Raw genomic sequence first — 16,212 nt, 5'->3', positions numbered from 1 at the left:
GGTGTCTGGTTGTTCTTTGAGAACTGCACAGTGGATGCGAGCATCTTTGTGGCAAGTTATTAAGGGCACACGGTGGATGCCTTGGCACCAGGAGCCGATGAAGGACGTAGGAGACTGCGAAAAGCCTTGGGGAGCTGTCAACCGAGCTGAGATCCAAGGGTATCCGAATGGGGAAACCCGGCCCCAGTCATGTGGGGTCACCCACGCCTGAACACATAGGGCGTGTGGAGGGAACGCGGGGAAGTGAAACATCTCAGTACCCGCAGGAAGAGAAAACAACCGTGATTCCGTGAGTAGTGGCGAGCGAAAGCGGAAGAGGCTAAACCGTATTCGTGTGATACCCGGCAGGGGTTGCGTGTACGGGGTCGTGGGACCTGTCTGATCGTTCTGCCGGACGGTCGAGGAGTCATAAAACACTGTGGTTAGCGGAACGCGTCTGGAAAGCGTGGCCGTAGAGGGTGAAAGTCCCGTACGTGAAAACCCGGTGTCTCCTGACGGTGTTCCCAAGTAGCAGCGTACTCGTGAAATTCGCTGTGAATCTGGCGGGACCACCCGCTAAGCCTGAATACTCCCTGGTGACCGATAGCGGACTAGTACCGTGAGGGAAAGGTGAAAAGTACCCCGGGAGGGGAGTGAAATAGTACCTGAAACCGTGTGCCTACAATCCGTCGGAGCCTTTAGGGGTGACGGCGTGCCTTTTGAAGAATGAGCCTGCGAGTTAGTGCTGCGTGGCGAGGTTAACCCGTGTGGGGTAGCCGTAGCGAAAGCGAGTCCGAATAGGGCGATTCCAGTCGCGTGGTCTAGACCCGAAGCGGAGTGATCTAGCCATGGCCAGGGTGAAGCGTGGGTAAGACCGCGTGGAGGCCCGAACCCACCAGGGTTGAAAACCTGGGGGATGAGCTGTGGTTAGGGGTGAAAGGCCAATCAAACTCCGTGATAGCTGGTTCTCCCCGAAATGCATTTAGGTGCAGCGTCGTGTGTTTCGTGCCGGAGGTAGAGCACTGGATGGTCTAGGGGGCCCACAAGCTTACCGAAATCAACCAAACTCCGAATGCCGGTACGTGAGAGCGCGGCAGTGAGACTGCGGGGGATAAGCTTCGTAGTCGAGAGGGAAACAGCCCAGAACGCCGGCTAAGGCCCCTAAGTGTGTGCTAAGTGGGAAAGGATGTGGGGTCGCCCAGACAACCAGGAGGTTGGCTTAGAAGCAGCCACCCTTTAAAGAGTGCGTAATAGCTCACTGGTCAAGTGGTCCTGCGCCGACAATGTAGCGGGGCTCAAGCACACCGCCGAAGCCGTGTCATTCCGATTATGTCGGGATGGGTAGGGGAGCGTCGTGTGGCTGTTGAAGCGGCGGAGTGATCCAGCCGTGGAAGCCACACGAGTGAGAATGCAGGCATGAGTAGCGAAAGACGAGTGAGAAACTCGTCCGCCGGATGACCAAGGGTTCCTGGGCCAGGCTAATCCGCCCAGGGTAAGTCGGGACCTAAGGCGAGGCCGACAGGCGTAGTCGATGGACAACGGGTTGATATTCCCGTACCCGTGTGAACGCGCCCATGGCGAACCTTGTGATACTAACCGCCCGAAGCCCGCCCTGATTCTTCGGATGATGGGTGACGTGGAGCGCGGGACCTGAACTTGTAGTAGTCAAGCGATGGGGTGACGCAGGAGGGTAGCTCCGCCAGTGAGTGGTAGTACTGGTGTAAGCGTGTAGGCCGTCTGGTAGGCAAATCCGCCAGGCATTGAGGCTGAGACGTGATGCATAGCCGATTGAGGCGAAGTAGAGTGATCCCATGCTGCCGAGAAAAGCCTCTAGTGAGTGTTCATGCGGCCCGTACCCCAAACCGACACAGGTGGTCAGGTAGAGAATACCGAGGCGATCGGGCGAACTGTGGTTAAGGAACTCGGCAAAATGCCCCCGTAACTTCGGGAGAAGGGGGGCCGAGGGATTTGAAGCCCCTTGCGGGCTAGGATTTTTCGGCCGCAGAGACCAGCGAGAAGCGACTGTTTACTAAAAACACAGGTCCGTGCGAAGTCGCAAGACGATGTATACGGACTGACGCCTGCCCGGTGCTGGAACGTTAAGGGGACCGGTTAGTCCTTCGGGGCGAGGCTGAGAACTTAAGCGCCAGTAAACGGCGGTGGTAACTATAACCATCCTAAGGTAGCGAAATTCCTTGTCGGGTAAGTTCCGACCTGCACGAATGGCGTAACGACTTCTCGACTGTCTCAACCACAGGCCCGGCGAAATTGCACTACGAGTAAAGATGCTCGTTACGCGCGGCAGGACGGAAAGACCCCGGGACCTTTACTATAGCTTGGTATTGGTGTTCGGTTCGGCTTGTGTAGGATAGGTGGGAGACTGTGAAGCGGCCACGCCAGTGGTTGTGGAGTCGTCGTTGAAATACCACTCTGGTCGTACTGGATGTCTAACCTCGGTCCGTGATCCGGATCAGGGACAGTGCCTGGTGGGTAGTTTAACTGGGGCGGTTGCCTCCCAAAGGGTAACGGAGGCGCTCAAAGGTTCCCTCAGCCTGGTTGGCAATCAGGTGTCGAGTGCAAGTGCACAAGGGGGCTTGACTGTGAGACCGACAGGTCGAGCAGGGACGAAAGTCGGAACTAGTGATCCGGCCATGGCTTGTGGAAGCGTGGTCGCTCAACGGATAAAAGGTACCCCGGGGATAACAGGCTGATCTTGCCCAAGAGTCCATATCGACGGCATGGTTTGGCACCTCGATGTCGGCTCGTCGCATCCTGGGGCTGGAGTAGGTCCCAAGGGTTGGGCTGTTCGCCCATTAAAGCGGTACGCGAGCTGGGTTTAGAACGTCGTGAGACAGTTCGGTCCCTATCCGCCGCGCGCGTAGGATACTTGCGGAAGGCTGTCCCTAGTACGAGAGGACCGGGACGGACGGACCTCTGGTGTGCCAGTTGTCCTGCCAAGGGCATTGCTGGTTGGCTACGTTCGGAAGGGATAACCGCTGAAAGCATCTAAGCGGGAAGCCTGTTCCTAGATGAGGTATCCCACCCTTCGTGGGTTAAGGCCCCCAAGAGACCATTGGGTTGATAGGCCGGAGATGGAAGGTCGGTAACGGCTGGAGTTGACCGGTACTAATAGGCCGAGGACTTGCTACGAAAATGCTACGCATCCACTGTGCGGTTCTGAGAGAGCCGAACCGGACCACCAGGACCGGGCCCGTAACAGGGTTCGGGGTCGGGTGCCTACGGGTTGGTAATTTCATAGTGTTTCGGTGGTCATTGCGGTTGGGGAACACCCGGTCCCATTCCGAACCCGGTAGTTAAGCCTTCCAGCGCCGATGGTACTGCACTCGTGAGGGTGTGGGAGAGTAGGACGCCGCCGAACATTCCTTCCCTCAGGGGCACTCGACATGTCGAGTGCCCCTGAGGGCTTTTTGCGTTCAGCACATGTTTCCACGCGACCGCGAACCGTCACGTTCTGGTGTTCTCCACCGCTATTCGGGCGATGCGGTTCGCGCGAGTGGGTGATGTGCGACTTCCCGCCCTTGATCGTCCTTACCGTAACGGCATGAGCAGCGGTGAGTGGGCAGGGGAGGCTTCGGTGCCGTGGCGAGCGCGCAGACGAAGAGGCAGGCACGCTCGTGCCCGCCCGTCGTCGTCATCCACGCCGATGTGGGCTTCGGTCCTTTTCGGCTTGATCGTTCTCGTGGCGTTGATCCTGCTCTTGCTGACCTACGTCTGACGTCGGCTCATTCGACGGGCTTCAGGTCACCGGTCGGAAAACGCCGTTCGTTCCGCTCGATCTTGGCGAACGCGGCCTCGATGAGGTCCACGTCCAGCTTGTCGGCCAGCCGCACCAGGTAGTGCATGACGTCGGCCAGCTCGTCGCGCACGTTCCGCGCCAGCTCGGGGTCGTCCATCGCGTGCGCGGCCTGTTCGGGCGTGAGCCACTGGAACAGGTCGGTCAGCTCGCCGACTTCCCCGGACAACGCCATCACGAGGTTCTTCGGGGTGTGGTACTGGTCCCAGTCGCGTGCGGCGGCGAATCGGCGCAGCGCGTCCCGCAGGTCTTCCAGGTTCATGCCCGCAGAGCTACCACACGGTGGTCGCTGGGCCGCACGCCGCGTACCCGTTTGAACGCCGTGCTGAACGCGAACCCGTCCGCGTAACCGACCGCACGCGCCACCGAGCCGACGGTGGCATCCGGTTCGGTGAGCAGGTTCGCGGCGAGTTCCATGCGCCACTCGGTCAGGTAGGTCAGCGGCGGCACGCCGACCAGCGTGGTGAACCGCCGCGCCAACGCCGCCCGTGACGCCCCGGCGCGCGCTGCGAGTTCGGCGACGGTCCAGGCGCGCTGGGGCTCGTCGTGCATCGCACGCAGAGCGGGGCCGACGATCTCGTCACCCAACGCCCGGTACCAGGCGGGCGTGTTCGCCTCGGGCCGGTCGAACCACTCGCGCAGCGTGAACACCAGCAGCAGGTCCAGCAGCCGGGCGAGGATGATGTCCTGGCCGGGCTTGTCCTTGGCGATCTCCGAGGAGAGCACGCCCACCGTCGGGCACTCCCCGTCCGCGCACGGCACGACCAATACCGGCGGCAGGGCGTTGAGCAGGCGGTCGGACACGCTGCCGTCGACCTCGTAGCTGCCGCTGATCACCAGCGCGTCCCCGTCGGCCGGGAACCCGCAGGTGCGGGTGCCGACGCGCCACTGTTCGCAGTCCGGTTCGTCGAAGTCGACCTGCGGCGGCGTCGCCGGGTCGTCGGCCAGCACGAACCGCAGCGGTCCGCGGATCAGGCCGATGTCGCCCGGACGCATCAACACGTGGGTGCCGTCCTCGGTGAGCAGCCAGGTGTCGCCGCGCACGGCGGTGACGAGGGTGAGTGGCGCCGTCGGCGCGAACGCCAGCGCCCACGGCGGTGAGCAGAACGAGCGGCACATCATGGCGCGCTGCGCGTGCACGCCGCGCAGTAGATCGGTGAGAGCGTCCACGTAGACGATTGAACATGGATCTCGGACTGTGAGCCATGTTCCGTCCAGCACGATCTTGATTGGCTGGTGGCATGACAATCCTGGTTATCGGAGCGACCGGCAAGACCGGCCGCCGCGTCACCGCCGCCCTCGACGCCCTCGGCGTCGCCTACCGTCCTGTCTCCCGCAGCACGCCGATCCGCTTCGACTGGACGGACCAGTCCACCTGGGCGGCCGCCCTCGACGGCGTCACCGCGGTCTACCTCGTGCCGCTCGGGATGACCCTGGACGACACCGAGGTGGCGGCGTTCGTGCCGCAGGCCGTGGTGGCGGGAGTGCGGCGGATCGTGTTGCTTTCGGCGCGTGGGCTCGACTCGGACGACGGGCGTGAGCGTGCGGTGCGGGAGTCCGGAGTGGACTGGACGATCCTGCGGCCGACGTGGTTCTCGCAGAACTTCAGTGAGGACTACTTCCTGGCGGAGGTGTTGGCGGGCGAGATCGTGCTGCCGGCCGGTGGCGACGGCGCGCACCCGTTCATCGACGCGCAGGACATCGCCGACGTGGCGGTGGCGGCGTTGACGCAGGACGGGCATGCGGGCGTCACGTACGAGCTGTCCGGGCCGGAGGCGTTGACGTTCGGCGAGGCGTTGGCGCGGATCGGTGACGTGTCGGGTCGTTCGGTCCGCGTGGTCGACGTGACCCCGGCTGACTACACCGAGTTGCTGATGCAGGGCGGTTTCGCCCAGGGGTACGCGGAGGTGCTGACGATGTCCGTGATCGGGATCCGGGACGGCCAGGAGGCCGCGTTGTCCGACGGTGTGCCGTCCGTGCTCGGGCACGACGGGGGGTCGTTCGACGACTACGTGAAGGAGGCGGCCGGCGCCTGGCGCTGAGCGAGGACGAGCAGGCCCCGCCTGGTTTCAGCGGACGAGGGTGAGGTGCGGTTTGCCGGCGTGGCCGTGGTCGCCCTGGCCAGGTAGGGCGGTGAGGACTAGGCCGAACACGAGTCCGTTCAGCTCTTCCGCGTCGAGCAGGAGTTCGCGCGCGATGTCGTGCGGGGTGGTGCCCTGGGCGCGCAGCGTGCGGAAGACCTTGGTGAGCACTTGGGACGTCTCGCGGCGGGCCATGCCGGTGGTGCGGCGGGCGAGTTGGGCGCACACGGTCGCGTGTTGCGGGCGGGTGAGCAGGCCGAGGGCGTGGAGGCGGTGGGCGAGGGCGAGTGGGGAGACGTGCCAGGTGGCGCTGTGGGCGAGGACCTGTTCGGTGAGCGCGCCTCGGGGGACGGCGGCCAGCACACCGGCTTTCGGCAGCAAGAAGGCGGTCGCGAACGTTTGCGCGTCGTCGGTGCGGGTGAGGTGGCCGAGTTCGCGGGTGACGTCGAAGCGGGCCTGGTCGGGGGAGGCCGTCGGGTCCAGGAAGACGTACGGGGTGCCGGCGTGGCGGAAGGAGAACGGGCCCGCGGCGGCGCAGTCCTGAGGGAGGGAGAAGACCCGGACGCCGTGCGCTTCCAGCAGGTGCACCATGTTGGGCGCGGGGCGGTGCGGGATGCTCCACCGGGCGCGCACCATCTCGGCGGCGGTCTCCGGGTCGGGGTGCTCCCACGTCGGCACGTCCGGGTCGGGGAACGTGAAGGCTCGGGTCAGCCAGGCGTCGAAGCCGAGGGCCAGGCGGGCGGCGCTGACCGCGGCGTCCCGTTGCCGCTTGGACGCCGGTCTGGTGAACGCCACCTCGATGTCCGGCACGTCGTCGGCTTCGAGGAAGCCCGCCTGGAAGCCGAGGGCCTCGGTGAGCCTGGCGGTGGTGGCCGGTCGTGGTTGGCGGCGGCCGTGCTCGTAGTCGCCGATGCTCGCCGGGCTCGTGCGGGCCTTGCGCGCCAACTCCACCGCGGTGAGACCGCGACGGGTCCGGGCCAGGACGAGGCGGGAGGGCGTGAGCATGATCGCGCCATTCTCGCACCCGCGCCTACCCGCGCAGCGTGACGGTGACGTCGATGTCGTCGGGACCGTCCGTGCCGCGTGGTGTGGGCAGTGGGCCGAACACCAAGGGAGGCAACGTGATCCGGTGCGCCCACCGGTCCACCACCTGGCCCTGCGGCGTGGGCTCCGGCTGCGCCACCTCGCGCAGCACGACCAGCCGGTCACCCTCCTGGTGGGGGTAGGTGACCAGGAACCACAGCTTCCACTCGTGCGTGTGAAGCGAGTCGAACAGCGTGAACTGGTCCCGGTCGTTGCCGCGCATCATCGCGGCGATGGCGGGGCCTTTGGCGTAGTCGCTGCGCAGGGGAGCGCCGAGCGTGCCGGTGTGGCGGTTGCCCTGGAGGGTGCCCAGCACGACCGGTTTGGTGGGGTGCTGGACGAGCCCGGCGTTCCACTTGTCGACCCGCGTCCACCCCTCGGCGACGAGCACTTCGCGGAGCCTGCCGACGCGGTGGATCCAGTCCAGCAACCCGGCCCCGTTGGTCGGCCCCAACGGCGGCGCGGACGCCCGCGCGTCCACCCCGGCCCAGATCGCTTCGTCCAGGTGGTCGACTCTCAGCCCGAGCTCGGCCAGCTGGGCGTGGTGGTCGTCGGTCAGCTCGGTGGCGTTCGACATCCTCATGCTCGGCACGGTAACCGCGACCACCGACATTCCAGTGTCGGTGGTCGGCGCGGAACTCCGCCTTTGTACCAGGTCCAGGTTGAGGCGCACATCCTCCACCTGATCCTCCTCGACCGGACAAGGCTCGTTCGCCAACGCCCGTTCCACGATCGCCCGCGCCTCGTCCGGCGAGTAATCGCGGTAGGCGAAGCCGGGCTGCTCGGCGGCTTCACGGTAGCCGGCCCTGATCATGTCGGGGCGGTCGGAGACGAACAGTCCTTCACGCCTCCGCCGAGGTCGTAGTCGATCAGCAGGACCAGGGCGTGCGACTTGCGGCCGTAGGTGAAGGTGAGTGCGACACCCTCCTGCGAGCCGAAGGTGTCCGCGTAGCCGAAGCAGGCGCCGACCCGCGGCCTGCCGATCGTCCGCACTCACGTCGGGTCCTTCAGCCCGGACGCGACGAGCCGGTCGGCCGCTTCGGCCGCCATCGGACGCACCTCCGGCGGTGCGAGCACCGCGAACACCCTCAACATCGCCAGCGCCTCCCGGGACCCGAAGGCCTCGGCGTCGCCGATCATCGAGGCCAGCGCGTCAACCAGGTCTTCCTCGGCGATGCCGTCACGCAGCAAGCCGAGGAACTCCGAGCCGGACAGCTCCGCGGCGAGGGGACCGCACCCCGGTTCGAGCAGGGGCGCGAAACTTTCGACAAGGGCGGCCACCGGATGGCCGGAGAACGGCAGCAGGCCGGCTTCGGCCAGCAGTTCGAGGGCTTCGACCGCGTTGCTGGAGGTGTCCACGATGCGCAGCGCCTCGGCAGGGGCCTCGTGCTCGATCAGGGCGGCGCGCAAGTCGGTGAGGCTTGGCAGGTCAGCATGCGACACCGCCGCATTCTTCCCCTCCGCCGATGCATGAAGAACGGACGGCCGGGTATCACCGACCACGGGTGACAGGATGTGCTGATGGACGCGCGGACCAGGAACAACGTGGTCGTCACGGGTAACGACGACGGCCCCGTGGTGATGCTCGCGCACGGTTTCGGGTGCGATCAGAACCTGTGGCGGCTGGTGGTGCCGGCGCTGGCCGAGAAGTGCCGGGTGGTGTTGTTCGATCACGTCGGGGCGGGGCGGTCCGATCTCTCGGCGTGGGACGCGGGGCCGTACTCGACGCTGGACGCGTACGCCTCCGATGTGCTGGACATCTGCCGTGAGCTGGACGTGCGCGACGTGGTGTTCGTGGGGCACTCGGTGTCGGCGATGATCGGGGTGCTGGCGGTGGCCGCGGAGCCGGCGCGGTTCGGCAAGCTCGTGCTGCTCACGCCGTCGCCGCGCTACATCGACGACGGTGACTACCGGGGCGGGTTCAGCGCCGCCGACATCGAGGAGCTGCTCGACTCGCTGGAGAGCAACTACCTCGGCTGGTCGGCGACGATGGCACCGGTCATCATGGGCACCCCCGACCGGCCCGAGCTGGGCGCGGAGCTGACCAACAGCTTCTGCCGCACGGACCCGGAGGTGGCCAGGGTTTTCGCCCGCACGACGTTCCTGTCCGACAACCGGGCGGACCTGGCGCGGGTCACCGTTCCGACGCTGGTGGTGGAGTGCGCGCAGGACGTGATCGCGCCACGCGCGGTCGGCGCGTTCGTCCACGCTCAAATTCCCGGCAGCACGCTCGTCACGCTCGACGCCACCGGCCACTGCCCCCAGCTCAGCGCCCCGGAAGCCACCGCGGACGCCATACTGCGCTTCGTGACGAGCCCGCGGTGACAGAGAACGATCCGGACCACGACGCTTTCTCCGCACTGTTGGAGGACAGCGCGGAGGACCTCTACGAGAACGCGCCGTGCGGCTACCTGTCCACCTCGCTGGACGGGCACATCGCGAAGGTGAACGGCACCCTGCTGCGGTGGCTGGGTTACCGGCGCGAGGAACTGGTGGGACGGCGGCGGTTCGCCGATCTGCTCACCGTCGGCGGCAAGCTCTACCACGAGACCCATTTCGCCCCGTTGCTGCGGATGCAGGGCGAGGTCCGCGGCGTGGCGATGGAGGTGATCGCGGCCGACGGCACGCGGCTGCCGGTGATGGTGAACTCCACGGTCAAGACGGGAAGTGACGGCGAGCCGCTGCTGATCCGCACCACGGTGTTCGACGCGCGTGACCGCCGCACCTACGAACGCGAACTGCTGCGCGCCCGGCAGGAGGCCGAGCGGGAACGCGACGAGATCCGGCGGCTCGCCACCACCCTCCAGCGCACCCTGTTGCCGCCGGTGCTGCCGACCGTGCCGGGTGTGGAGATCGCCACGCACTACCACCACGCGTCACCGTTCGAGGTCGGCGGCGACTTCTACGACGTGTTCCCGTTGGCGGACGGCAGGTGGGCGTTGTTCCTCGGCGATGTGTGCGGCAAGGGAGCCGGCGCGGCGGCGGTGACGTCGCTGACCCGCTACACCCTGCGTTCGGCGGCCGTGTACGACCCGGACCCGGTCGCGGTGCTCACCAACCTCAACACCGTGCTCAACCAGGAGCACGAGGACGGGCGCGCGCGTTTCTGCACGGTGACGTTCGGCGTGCTCACCGTCGAACCGGACGGCTGCACGCTCACCGTCGCCGCCGGCGGCCACCCGCCCGGCCTGCTGCTGCGCGCGGACGGCACCGTCGAGTACGTGGAGACGCCCGGCGGCCAGCTCATCGGCATCCTGCCCGACGCACGCGTGGTCACCACCACCATCCACTTGGCCGCCGGTGACACGTTCGTGTTGTACTCCGACGGCCTCACCGAAGCCCGAACCGGCGACACCACCCGTTACAGCGAAGAGGCGCTGCTGGAGTTCGCGGCCACCCTCGCGCCGACCAGCGCGACGGGCATCGTCGACGCCCTGGTGGACCTGCTGGCCGGGCTCGGCAAGGGCGTCGAAGACGACACCGCCGTGCTGGCGCTGGGCGTTCCCCGATCCGATCAGGTTCGAACTTGACGCTCTGGGCGTCGGACCATGCCCATAGCCTGAGTGGCATGTGGCGCCTCGGTCGACACGGGTGTTACTTCAATCGGGTGACAACGACTACGGCATGTGACGTTTATCGGTCGGTGGACGATGCACCGGTCGAGCAATCGGTCGACGTCCGTCGCACGGGATACACGTGTGCGCAGGCCGCTAGACGGTGGTGATGCAGCAAGAATCGGTGGTGGTCCAGCAGGGGAACGGCGCCACCGACCTGGTGTGTAGGTTCCTCCACGAGGGTCGACCTGGCGGAACGGGATGTGGCTCGTGGACCGGGACGTATGTGTGTTCAGGCGAATCCGGACTGTCATGGATCGACCTCCTGTACCCGGAAGATGCCGACAACACTGCGATGCACATGACCTTCGCTGCGGTGCTCAACGAGAGCGGAACGAGAGATGAGCGCGTATACGCGCGCAAGTCGCGAACTCCTGCGTCCAGCGGAGTGGATCGGTACGGTAGGGCCGGGGGTGGTGAGTAATGAAGGATCAGCCGGTGCGTGACATCTTCGACGTGCGAGCGCGATTGGTCGACGACTACCGTGGCTTCACGTCGGCCTTCGTCGGAATCCGCGATACCAGGGTTCGAGACTATGTCGACGTGGAACTCGCCAGGGGGCGGCAATGGCCCGATCCCTGGGTCTCGCTGAATCCCAGTTTCGCCTCTGGCGGCTCGATCGACGCCTTGGTCCACGATGGCGTACTGCACCCGGAATGCGAACGAATCTTCCGGGTCAAAGGGCACTCCGAAGATCCTGGTCGCCGTCCCCTGACCCTGCACAGGCACCAGCGGGAGGCGGTAGAGGTCGCCCGGCAAGGTCACAACTACGTTCTCACCACGGGTACCGGCTCAGGGAAAAGTCTGTCCTACATCGTGCCGATCGTTGACCATGTGCTGCGTGGTGATCGTCGAAAAGGCATCAAAGCGATCGTCGTCTATCCGATGAACGCGTTGGCCAACAGTCAGCGGCATGAACTGGAGAAGTTCCTCGCCTTCGGCTATCCCGCCGATACGCCTCCGGTGACCTTCGAGCGTTACACGGGTCAGGAGTCCGAGCGGGAGAAGGAGCGGATCCTCAGCAATCCGCCCGACATCCTGCTCACCAACTACGTCATGCTCGACCTGGTCCTGACCAGGCCCCGGGAACGGGCCAAGCTCATCCGTGCCGCTCAAGGGTTGAGTTTTCTGGTGCTCGATGAGTTGCACACTTATCGCGGCCGTCAAGGGGCCGACGTGGCTATGCTGGTCAGGCGTGTTCGCGACGCCTGCGAGGCGCCGGGCCTCCAGTGCGTCGGCACCTCGGCGACCATGTCCACCGAGGGCACGATCACCGAACGGCGTGCTGTTGTGGCCGAGGTAGCCGGTCGCCTGTTCGGGGCGCCTGTAAAGCCGGACCACGTGATCGGTGAAACGTTGGTTCGGGCCACTGCGGACACCTCGCCCGGGACCGGGGCGCTGACGGCTGCCGTCGACCACGACCACTTCGGCATGTCCTTCGAGGAACTGCGTGTCGACCCACTGGCAGTGTGGGTGGAGTCCACCTTCGGATTGACCACCGACCATAGCACTGGAGCCCTCGTCAGGCAGGCACCCGTCAAGGTCGAAGTGGCGGCTGAGGATTTGTCAACGCTCACCGAACTAAACGCGGCGACGTGCGCCGATGCCATCCGAAGGGTGCTGCAAGCGGGCAGCAACGTCCGCGATCCCGAAACGGGGCGGCCGCTGTTCGCGTTCCGCCTCCATCAGTTCCTGTCCAAGGGGGACAGCGTCCACGTCAGCCTGGAACCGGAATCCGAGCGTCGCATAGTCGGCAAGTACCAGTTGGTGGCGCCGAACGAGCCGGAAAAGGTGCTGCTGCCGTTGGCGTTCTGCCGCGAATGCGGTCAGGACTACCTGGTCGTCGCGCGCACCGCGCGTCACGGTGTCACCCGGTACGAACCCCGCCAGGATCACGATGCCAGCGGCGGTGACGACAACAACGGTTACCTGTACGTCAGTAGCGACCTGCCGTGGCGGCTGGACTTGGAGTTCGACAACCGGCTGCCGAACTCGTGGATGACCGAGACCTCGGACGGCCATCCCGAAGTGGTGCCAAGCAGACGCAAGTACGTGCCGAGAGACGTATGGGTCGGCATCGACGGGCACGAGAAGGACCCCGGCGAGGGCTTGCGCGCCGCCTATGTGCCCAGCCCGTTCCTGTTCTGCCTGCGCTGTCGGGTCTCGTACGAACAGGTGCGTGGTCGCGACTTCGCGAAACTGGCCACGCTGGACGTGGAGGGCCGCAGCTCCGCCGTGAGCGTGGTCGGAGCCAGCATCGTCCGCAGCCTGCGTGAGTTTCCGGAGGCCGAGCTGCCGACCGACGCGCGCAAGCTGCTCACCTTCGTCGACAACCGACAGGACGCGAGCCTCCAAGCGGGTCACTTCAACGACTTCGTGCAGGTGGCGCAGCTGCGCGGAGCGCTGTACCGAGCTGCTCTGGACGCGGGTGCCGGCGGGCTGACCTTCGACGAGTTGGGCCGCGAGGTCGTGGACGCTCTGAAGCTGGAGTTCACCGACTTTGCCCAGGCCAAGGACGCCTTGTTCAGCCGGCAGGACACGGCTTGGCGGGCGTTGCGCGAGGTCGTCGCCCACCGCGTCTACCAGGACCTGGAAAGCGGCTGGCGGATCACCATGCCGAACCTGGAACAGACCGGCCTGATCAGGGTCGACTACCAGGACTTGCACGAGTCCGCCGGGTATCAGCCGTTCTGGCAGGACAAATACCCGGTGCTGAGGGACGCGCCCGACGGTTTGCGAGAGGAGATCGGCCGGGCGCTGCTGAACGAGTTCCGCCGGGTGCTCGCCCTGGCGGTCGAGTCGTTCAGCCAGGACGGATTCGAACGGCTGCGCAATCGCAGCGGGCAGCTCCTGGAAGGACCCTGGGCGCTGGGAGAGCGGGAGAGCGAGCCGAAGGTCGGCTACGCGTTCGTCCGGTCCGGGCGTCCCGGTGGGCCGCGCCGCGAGCTGAACCTCACGGGGCGCTCCGCGTTCGGTCGCTATCTGATCAACCATCCCGAGCTGAAGGCGGTCAACGGGGGGCACAAGCTCGGCCGGGAAGACGCGGAGAAGGTCATCCGTGACCTGCTCGCCGTGTTCGAGCGGCAAGGGATAGTGACCGTCGCGATCCCGGCGGACAAGGCGGGGGCTCCCGGCTACCAGCTGATGACGTCAGCGATCATTCTCCGTCCCGGTGACGGCACCGCTGGGGCGCTCGACCCCGTGCGGCGTTCGTACGACGCGGACACCGCGCCGCGAACGAACGCGTTCTTCGTGCACCTCTATCGCGAACTGGCCGGTGCGCTGGCAGGGCTCGAAGCCAAGGAACACACCGCGCAGGTCGACCCGGAGCAGCGTCAGGAACGGGAAGCGGCGTTCCGCAAGGGCGATCTGCCGCTGATGTACTGCTCGCCGACGATGGAGCTCGGCGTGGACATCGCGAGCCTCAACGCGGTCGGCATGCGCAACGTGCCGCCGACTCCGGCGAACTACGCCCAGCGCAGCGGTCGTGCTGGACGTTCCGGCCAGCCGGCCCTCGTGGTGACCTACTGCGCCACGGGCAACAGCCACGACCAGTACTACTTCGCCCGCCAGGAACGCATGGTCGCCGGAGCCGTCGAGCCGCCACGCCTGGACCTGGCCAACGAGGACCTGGTGCGCTCCCACGTGCAGGCCATCTGGCTCGCGGAGACGGGCCAGTCGCTGGGCGGCGCGATCAACAAGCTGCTGACGGTGGAGGACCGGGAGCTTCCCGTGCTGCCCGAAGTCCAGGCTGTCATCTCCGACCAAGGGGCGCAGCGTCGGGCCGTTCAGCGGGCACGCGCCGTGGTCGGCGACATGCCGAGGCTCGCCGGCGTCTCCTGGTGGTACGAGGGGTGGATCGAGGACGTGGTTGCCGCCGCCCCGCACCAGTTCGACCGGGCGCTCGCCCGATGGCGCTCCATGTACCGCAATGCCCAGGCCGAGCGGGACAAGCAGCACCGGCTGGTCGGTGACCATTCGGCGACACCGCAGGCGCGCGACCGTGCGGCCACGCGACGCAGGGTCGCGGAGAACCAGATCAAGCTGTTGTGCAACGAGGACTCGGACACCTTCCAGTCCGACTTCTACGCCTACCGCTACTTCGCGTCCGAAGGCTTCCTGCCCGGCTACTCCTTCCCGCGCCTGCCGCTGGCGGCCTACATCCCCGGCCACCGCAAGTGGCGATCGGAGGGCAACTACATCCAGCGGCCCCGCTTCCTGGCGATCAACGAGTTCGGTCCCGGCGCGCTGATCTACCACGAGGGCGCCCGCTACCAGGTCACCCAGGTCCAACTGCCGGTCACGTCGTCGGGTGAGACGTCGCTGGACACCGACGAGGCACGGCGTTGTCCGTCGTGCGGATACCACCACAAGGCGCAGCCGGGCACCGACCGGTGCGACAGCTGCGACAGCCTGTTGGCGCCGATCCGCTCGAACCTGCTCCAACTCCAGACGGTCTTCACCCGCCGCCGTGAACGCATCTCCTCCGACGAGGAGGAGCGCAGGCGGGCGGGATTCGAGAAGGAGACTTCGTACCGGTTCACCGACCACGGCGATCGGCCCGGCCACCTGGACGCCGAGTTCGTCGACGCCGAGGGGAAGCCACTGGCGCATCTCGCGTACGGCGACACCGCCACCATCCGGGTGACGAACCTGGGGCACCGTCGGCGCAAGAACCGCGAGGACATCGGCTTCTGGCTCGACACCGTCACCGGCCGGTGGCTCGCCGCGAAGGACGCACCGGATGCGGTGCCCGGCGACGACGAGCTGGTCGAGGCCGGTGAGGTCGAGCGGAAGATGAAGGTGATCCCGTTCGTCGAGGACCGCCGCAACATCCTGGTGTTCCGGGCGGCCCGCGGCCTTGACCATGAGACTGCGACCACCCTGCGTTATGCCCTCGAACGCGGTATCGAGGCGACCTTCCAACTGGAGGACGTCGAGCTGGTCAGCGAAGCCCTGCCCGACGACCAGGATCACGGTCGCACCCTGTTCATCGAGTCCGCTGAGGGCGGCGCGGGCGTGCTGCGCAGGCTCCAGACGGAGCGCGGCGATCTCGCCCGGGTGGCGCAGGCGGCGCTGGAGATCATGCATTTCAACCCGAAGACGGGTCAGGACACGCAGCAGTCGACGCCCGACGAGCGCTGTGAGTTGGCCTGTTACGACTGTCTGCTGTCCTACGGCAACCAGAGCGACCACCGGCTGATCAACCGGCACAAGGTGCGCGAGCTGTTGGTGGAGTTCGCGTCGGGCTCCACTGTGCCCGCCGGGTCCGGCGTGAGCCGCGACAAGCAGGCCGAGCTGTTGACCTATGCCTCCGATTCCGGTTTGGAGCGGGACTTCGTAGCGTGGCTGCGGGAGCACCAGTACCGGTTGCCGGACGAAGCCCAGGTCGTCGTGGAGGCGGCACGGGCACGGCCGGACTTCGTCTACCACCTCAAGGGTGGGGCCGTCGCGGTGTTCGTCGACGGCCCCAAACATGACGACTCGTCGGTGGCCGAGCGTGACGAGGACGCCGAGGAGCGTCTGATGGACTATGGCTGGGCGGTGGTGCGGGTTCGCTACGACGACGACTGGTCGAGCGTCGTAGCCCGCCACGCCTCGGTGTTCGGTGCCGGCAGCGGTGCACGATGAACAGGGAGAA

11 protein-coding genes and 2 rRNA genes are annotated in these 16,212 nt (G+C 66.2%); 7 read left to right on the top strand and 6 right to left on the bottom strand.

Going from position 1 to position 16,212, the window contains the following annotated elements; genetic code table 11:
- Nucleotides 1-49 precede the first annotated feature (49 nt).
- The 3 genes from ALI22I_RS04445 (at nucleotide 50) to ALI22I_RS50380 (ending at nucleotide 3,715) form a co-directional block, all read left to right on the top strand.
- Nucleotides 50-3,129, top strand: a 23S ribosomal RNA gene (locus ALI22I_RS04445).
- 112 nt (nucleotides 3,130-3,241) lie between these two features.
- Nucleotides 3,242-3,358, top strand: a 5S ribosomal RNA gene (gene rrf, locus ALI22I_RS04440).
- Between the two features lie 183 nt (nucleotides 3,359-3,541).
- Nucleotides 3,542-3,715 carry a hypothetical protein gene (locus ALI22I_RS50380; RefSeq protein WP_179118087.1) on the top strand — a complete coding sequence of 58 codons (174 nt, stop codon included), beginning with the start codon at nucleotides 3,542-3,544 and terminating at the stop codon, nucleotides 3,713-3,715.
- 7 nt (nucleotides 3,716-3,722) lie between these two features.
- Here ALI22I_RS50380 and ALI22I_RS04435 read toward each other — a convergent pair whose 3' ends face one another.
- Nucleotides 3,723-4,055, bottom strand: a complete 333-nt coding sequence (locus ALI22I_RS04435; RefSeq protein WP_077004267.1) for a nucleotide pyrophosphohydrolase — start codon at nucleotides 4,053-4,055, stop codon at nucleotides 3,723-3,725.
- Nucleotides 4,052-4,963: an AraC family transcriptional regulator gene (locus ALI22I_RS04430; RefSeq protein ID WP_077004266.1), complete on the bottom strand. Its 912-nt coding sequence runs from the start codon at nucleotides 4,961-4,963 to the stop codon at nucleotides 4,052-4,054. The genes ALI22I_RS04435 and ALI22I_RS04430 overlap by 4 nt, the downstream gene beginning before the upstream one ends.
- Nucleotides 4,964-5,034: 71 nt before the next feature.
- On the opposite strand from ALI22I_RS04430, the gene ALI22I_RS04425 reads away from it, so the two are divergent.
- A complete protein-coding gene (locus ALI22I_RS04425; RefSeq protein WP_143531955.1) occupies nucleotides 5,035-5,835 on the top strand; it encodes an NAD(P)H-binding protein in 801 nt (266 codons plus the stop codon).
- 27 nt (nucleotides 5,836-5,862) lie between these two features.
- Here ALI22I_RS04425 and ALI22I_RS04420 read toward each other — a convergent pair whose 3' ends face one another.
- The 4 genes from ALI22I_RS04420 to ALI22I_RS04405 are packed head-to-tail and all read right to left on the bottom strand — an operon-like array spanning nucleotide 5,863 to nucleotide 8,400.
- A complete protein-coding gene (locus ALI22I_RS04420; protein WP_077004265.1) occupies nucleotides 5,863-6,879 on the bottom strand; it encodes an ImmA/IrrE family metallo-endopeptidase in 1,017 nt (338 codons plus the stop codon).
- A gap of 25 nt (nucleotides 6,880-6,904) precedes the next feature.
- Nucleotides 6,905-7,771, bottom strand: coding sequence for a hypothetical protein (locus ALI22I_RS04415; RefSeq protein ID WP_077004264.1), 867 nt, complete (start codon nucleotides 7,769-7,771; stop codon nucleotides 6,905-6,907).
- Entirely contained in the window at nucleotides 7,768-7,950 is a 183-nt protein-coding gene (locus tag ALI22I_RS04410) for a hypothetical protein (protein WP_077004263.1), read from the bottom strand. Before ALI22I_RS04410 ends, ALI22I_RS04415 begins: the two co-directional genes overlap by 4 nt.
- On the bottom strand, nucleotides 7,951-8,400 hold the full coding sequence (locus ALI22I_RS04405; protein ID WP_077004262.1) for a hypothetical protein: 450 nt from the start codon (nucleotides 8,398-8,400) through the stop codon (nucleotides 7,951-7,953).
- A 78-nt stretch (nucleotides 8,401-8,478) separates the two neighbouring features.
- Between ALI22I_RS04405 and ALI22I_RS04400 the strand changes: the two genes are divergently transcribed.
- The 3 genes from ALI22I_RS04400 (at nucleotide 8,479) to ALI22I_RS04390 (ending at nucleotide 16,202) form a co-directional block, all read left to right on the top strand.
- On the top strand, nucleotides 8,479-9,282 hold the full coding sequence (locus ALI22I_RS04400; RefSeq protein ID WP_077004261.1) for an alpha/beta fold hydrolase: 804 nt from the start codon (nucleotides 8,479-8,481) through the stop codon (nucleotides 9,280-9,282).
- Entirely contained in the window at nucleotides 9,279-10,487 is a 1,209-nt protein-coding gene (locus ALI22I_RS04395; RefSeq protein WP_077004260.1) for a PP2C family protein-serine/threonine phosphatase, read from the top strand. The genes ALI22I_RS04400 and ALI22I_RS04395 overlap by 4 nt, the downstream gene beginning before the upstream one ends.
- A 507-nt stretch (nucleotides 10,488-10,994) precedes the next feature.
- Nucleotides 10,995-16,202: a DEAD/DEAH box helicase gene (locus ALI22I_RS04390; protein WP_077004259.1), complete on the top strand. Its 5,208-nt coding sequence runs from the start codon at nucleotides 10,995-10,997 to the stop codon at nucleotides 16,200-16,202.
- The last annotated feature ends 10 nt before the right edge of the window (nucleotides 16,203-16,212 follow it).

The organism is Saccharothrix sp. ALI-22-I (assembly GCF_001984175.1).
In the GTDB taxonomy this organism is placed as follows: Bacteria; Actinomycetota; Actinomycetes; order Mycobacteriales; family Pseudonocardiaceae; genus Actinosynnema.
Note: the sequence above shows the minus strand (reverse complement) of the source record. Positions and strands in the feature narration are given on the sequence as shown.